Genomic DNA, 4,118 nt, shown 5'->3' on the forward strand with positions numbered 1-4,118 from the left:
TTTAAATTCTAAAAATATTCTTTGTCAACCGTTAATTTCATTGCGATTATCGATTTTCCGCAAATGCATTACAACGTTGTTGTATAAGCTTTGTTGCGTTGTTTAAGCAGTGAATTTACTAAATAAAACACGAACGGCGAAATTCCGAAGGAATTTCCCAAGTGAGCTAAAACCAGTAATAAAGTTTATACGGTGTTGTAAGTAGTACTTTTTTGTACTTTCAGTTTATTCTTTAATATAAATACTTTTCTCGAAAAATAATCTTCTTTCATATTTTTTGTTCTCAAATTCCCCTCTTTCAACTACAACTCCACGAAGAACTTTTTTTCCAGAACTTTGATAGTCATATTTAAATTCTGTTATATGGTTTAAAGGTAAATTTAAATTAGATAATTCAGGATGTGGAATTTTATCATTTTTCAGACTGTAAAAAGTATCAAGTTTAATTTCTGATAGGTTGGAAAAATCCTCTTTCAGTTTATTTTCAGGTATTGGGAATATTACGAACATATCAGACTCCCAATTTATTGTCGGTTTTGTCAATACAAATCTTAAAGTAGTTAATTCTCCTAATTTTGTAGTATCATTTACATATAAATCAAAATAATTTCCTCCAATAGTATCATTTTCTTTATCTACTAACCAAATTTGATTTGCATATTCCTTTCCATTAATTTTTAGATATTCAACTATACTATCTTTAATATTTTTATCTGAAGATTTAAGTTTTTTTATTCCAATTCTGTTTGTCGATTCCTTTATATAATTTTCTTTATTATCAGATTTACAAGATAAAATTGAAATGAATAAAATTAGCAAAATAGTCTCTTTCATTTTCGGATTCTGTATTACTTACAACGTGTTTGTACAAGCTTAGTTGCGTGGTTTAAGCACTAAAGTTAATAAATAATTACTGACAAAGAAAATCCGCGAGGATTTTCGTAAGTAAGCAAAAAGCAAGCAATTAATTTTGTACGGTGTTGGCTGTAGTATTATTCATTTTTCCAATTTAATTCTTTCATTATTTCCTCAAAAGTGTAATTTCCAGATTTCAATATTTTTCCTTTCTCGTTTATGTAACCGTGTTCCGAACATTCAATTGAATAATGATTGCAACCATTTTCGTGCTTTTCCTTTTCCCAAAATACTTTTTTACATTTATTTCCAAAAATAGCTCTGTTTTTCCTAAATGAAGTAACTATTTCAAATTGGTATTTTATAATTATTTCTCCTTTTTCATTCGCAAAACCAATTTTATTATTCTCGTTAATTATTCTGATTTTATTTTCAATTAAACTGTCAGGTGAAGGTTCACCATTTACTGAATTATATACTTGAAAAAGTATGTTTTCATTTGAGTCAATTCCTGACCAGCCTTTTTTTCCTTTTACTCCAAAAACCGCAAAATATTTCAAAGAATTTTCCGCCAAAAAAATATAGTATTTTGAAGTGTCTAATTTCCGTAATATATTTTCTTTTTCATCTACAAGATAGTATTGATTTTTAGTTTCATATTTTTCTTCAGTTTTAACTTTAAATTTCTTTTGAGAGAAAACGTTAATTGAAATAAATATTATTATAAAAAATAGGATGTTTCCTTTCAAGTTTTTCATTCGGTTTTTTATTACAGCCAACGTGTTTGTGCATGATTTGTTTGCGTGAATTTAGCGAATAAATAATTAGTAATTACAAGCCTTTGAAGTCCACGAGGTTTTTCCGAAGGAAAAACTTTGTAAGCAATGAATTATGCACGGTGTTGGGTTTAGTACTTTATTCAATTTTTATTAATTTATAAAATTCCGCCATTCCAGAAAGTTTTTCTTCCGAAATTTTAATTTCCATTGGAAATGTATTCGGAACAAGTTTAGTTAAATTAATTACGGTATGTACAGGTAGATTAATTTGGTTAGTTACGTACATTTCATAAGTTGTATTCCCTAAATCACTTTCTTTATTAAGTTTTATAATTGTTAATTTAAAACAGTCATAACCTTTTATTTCTTTCCTGTCTTTTCTGTTTTCAGATATTTCATATTCATGCTTTTGAGAAAAGAGGTCATATTTTTTATAATTAACGGATTTTGATTTGTTATAATAATTTAAAATTCCATTTTTCCTTTGAATCATAAAATAGTCACCGATCATTTTCTCTTTTCTGTTAGTATGTCTCCAAATAGTATCGTTAATTATTTCAATAACGACTTGTTCAATTGGTGATTCTAATAAGGATTTTTTAATATTTTCCCTTATTATTTTTTTAAACTCAGGGGAATTACTAATACTATCATACTGAGCTTTTGGTATGGAAGGATTCAAATTCTTTGTTGGTAACAAAGAGTCAACTTTTTTATAAAAATTTTGAATTCCGTTTTTAGTAACAACGAGTTGTTTCGTGAAAACAAATCTTGTTGGTTTAGAATTTCTTTGAGTTAGTTTTTTTGTTGTAGAACAGCTAACTAAAAGTAGAAAGATTAAAATGTAGTTTAAATGTTTCATTTGTATTAAACCCAACGTTGTTGTACAAGGTTAGTTGCGTGGTTTAGCAATAAATTTAATAAATAATTACTGACAAAGAAAATCCGCGAGGATTTTCGTAAGTGAGCAAAAAGCAAGCAATTAATTTTGTACGGTGTTGGGCATAGTATTTTTATTTTATTCTTGTATTGTTTTTAGTCCATATCCAACCTTCTACAAAATGACATAAAACTTTTGTTATTTCCACCATTCCTAAAATAGCTTCAATTCTAGATTCGTCAGTTACGTAATTGTCACTTTTACTAATTCTTAATTCTAATGTTCTATTTTCAACATCTTTAATTTTAGATGATGTAAAAATATGTTTTTTGCTTAGATGAATAAAACCAGAAGTTTCTTTGTAAACATTTGTCACCCAAGGAAATTCTAAATTTAATTTATTCTTTAAATACCAATCTTTCAAATTTTTCCCATCTCTGTCAATAATTTTATCTATTTGAATTCCATTCATAATATCTGTTGCAAATTTATGAGGATTTTCAACAAGCCAAGCTCCAGAAAATCTAAGAATATTATCAAGATGACATCTTACAAGATGACAAGCTCCAATATAATTTTCAGTTCTTAATAGACTTGTAAATCCAAAAATTAAATGTAAAGATCTGTCCATAACTGCATTTGCTAAAATATCTAAAGGGAATGTGTTTCCTGGGTGCATTCTTTTTCCTAAATCTATAATAACCCTTTCAAAATTCTCCAATTTTTCCAGTTCTAATTCTACCTTACTTGTCATTTAAATTGGATAGTTTTTCAGTTTAGTTTTTAGCTTGTATATTATGCCCAACGTTGTTGTGTTAAGGAAAGTTGCGTTTAAAGTGAACGGCTATTTTCCGCAGGAAAATAGGAGTTTACAAAAATGCAACAAACTTTGGTTAAGCTAAAATTAAGCAATTTTTTTTACACGGTGTTGGCAATAGTATTTTTCGCTATTATTTCATTCAGTTTCTGTGTATCAGACTCCGCAATTTCATTTAAGTCAAATGTTATTATTTCTCCGCCTGTTTTTGTAATTATCAATTTATTTTCATTCAGTTCGGTTTTCTTTATTTGGTCAAAACTCAGAGATTTTCCCATAAAAGAATTGATTCGTATTACTGCTCCTTTTTTATTCCATTGTACAGTATTTTTAAACCAGAATAATTTGCTCCAATAAATCACTTGTAATAAAAATCCGCTTGCACGTAAATATTTATAAATTTTTGGGTTTTCAAATTCAATTGGTAGTTCCTCAATAAAAATCAAAACCAGAGATAAAAGTATAATTATTATCCAGTATTTATTTTTCCCTAAATTGTCAAAATGTATTTTTTTCATTTTCCCATTATTGATTTAATTAACTTGTAAGCATATAAAATTCCGATTAGAGACATAATTCCGCAAATCCAATATTCCGCTTTTGAATAATAACTTATTCCTCCAATTATTCCAAAAGCAGTCCACAATACGTTTGTCAGAATTTCGGTTTTATTCAATTTGTTCATTTTTTGTGTACGTTCTGTTATATTATTGCCAACGTTTATGTATAAGAATAGTTGCGGGTTTGTATACGAGGATTTTCCGAAGGAAAATCAGACGTTACAAAC

6 protein-coding genes are annotated in these 4,118 nt (G+C 27.6%); all 6 read right to left on the minus strand.

Annotated elements, in window-relative coordinates; all coding sequences use genetic code 11:
- Positions 1 to 225: 225 nt before the first annotated feature.
- The 6 genes from MC378_RS15115 to MC378_RS15140 all read right to left on the minus strand — a co-directional run bounded on the left by MC378_RS15115 (position 226) and on the right by MC378_RS15140 (position 4,016).
- On the minus strand, positions 226 to 834 hold the full coding sequence (locus MC378_RS15115) for a hypothetical protein (RefSeq protein ID WP_146105273.1): 609 nt from the start codon (positions 832 to 834) through the stop codon (positions 226 to 228).
- A 158-nt stretch (positions 835 to 992) separates the two neighbouring features.
- On the minus strand, positions 993 to 1,613 hold the full coding sequence (locus MC378_RS15120; protein WP_242179648.1) for a WG repeat-containing protein: 621 nt from the start codon (positions 1,611 to 1,613) through the stop codon (positions 993 to 995).
- 157 nt (positions 1,614 to 1,770) lie between these two features.
- Positions 1,771 to 2,334, minus strand: a complete 564-nt coding sequence (locus tag MC378_RS15125) for a hypothetical protein (RefSeq protein WP_242179650.1) — start codon at positions 2,332 to 2,334, stop codon at positions 1,771 to 1,773.
- A 313-nt stretch (positions 2,335 to 2,647) separates the two neighbouring features.
- Complete coding sequence (locus MC378_RS15130) at positions 2,648 to 3,268, minus strand: hypothetical protein (RefSeq protein WP_242179652.1); 621 nt, start codon at positions 3,266 to 3,268, stop codon at positions 2,648 to 2,650.
- Between the two features lie 164 nt (positions 3,269 to 3,432).
- Complete coding sequence (locus MC378_RS15135; RefSeq protein ID WP_242179654.1) at positions 3,433 to 3,849, minus strand: hypothetical protein; 417 nt, start codon at positions 3,847 to 3,849, stop codon at positions 3,433 to 3,435.
- The gene (locus tag MC378_RS15140; RefSeq protein WP_242179656.1) at positions 3,846 to 4,016 is read right to left on the minus strand and encodes a hypothetical protein; all 171 of its coding nucleotides are present in this window, start codon (positions 4,014 to 4,016) and stop codon (positions 3,846 to 3,848) included. Before MC378_RS15140 ends, MC378_RS15135 begins: the two co-directional genes overlap by 4 nt.
- Between the last annotated feature and the right edge of the window lie 102 nt (positions 4,017 to 4,118).

It is taken from the genome of Polaribacter marinus, assembly GCF_022662535.1.
GTDB classification, from domain to species: Bacteria; Bacteroidota; Bacteroidia; order Flavobacteriales; family Flavobacteriaceae; genus Polaribacter; species Polaribacter marinus.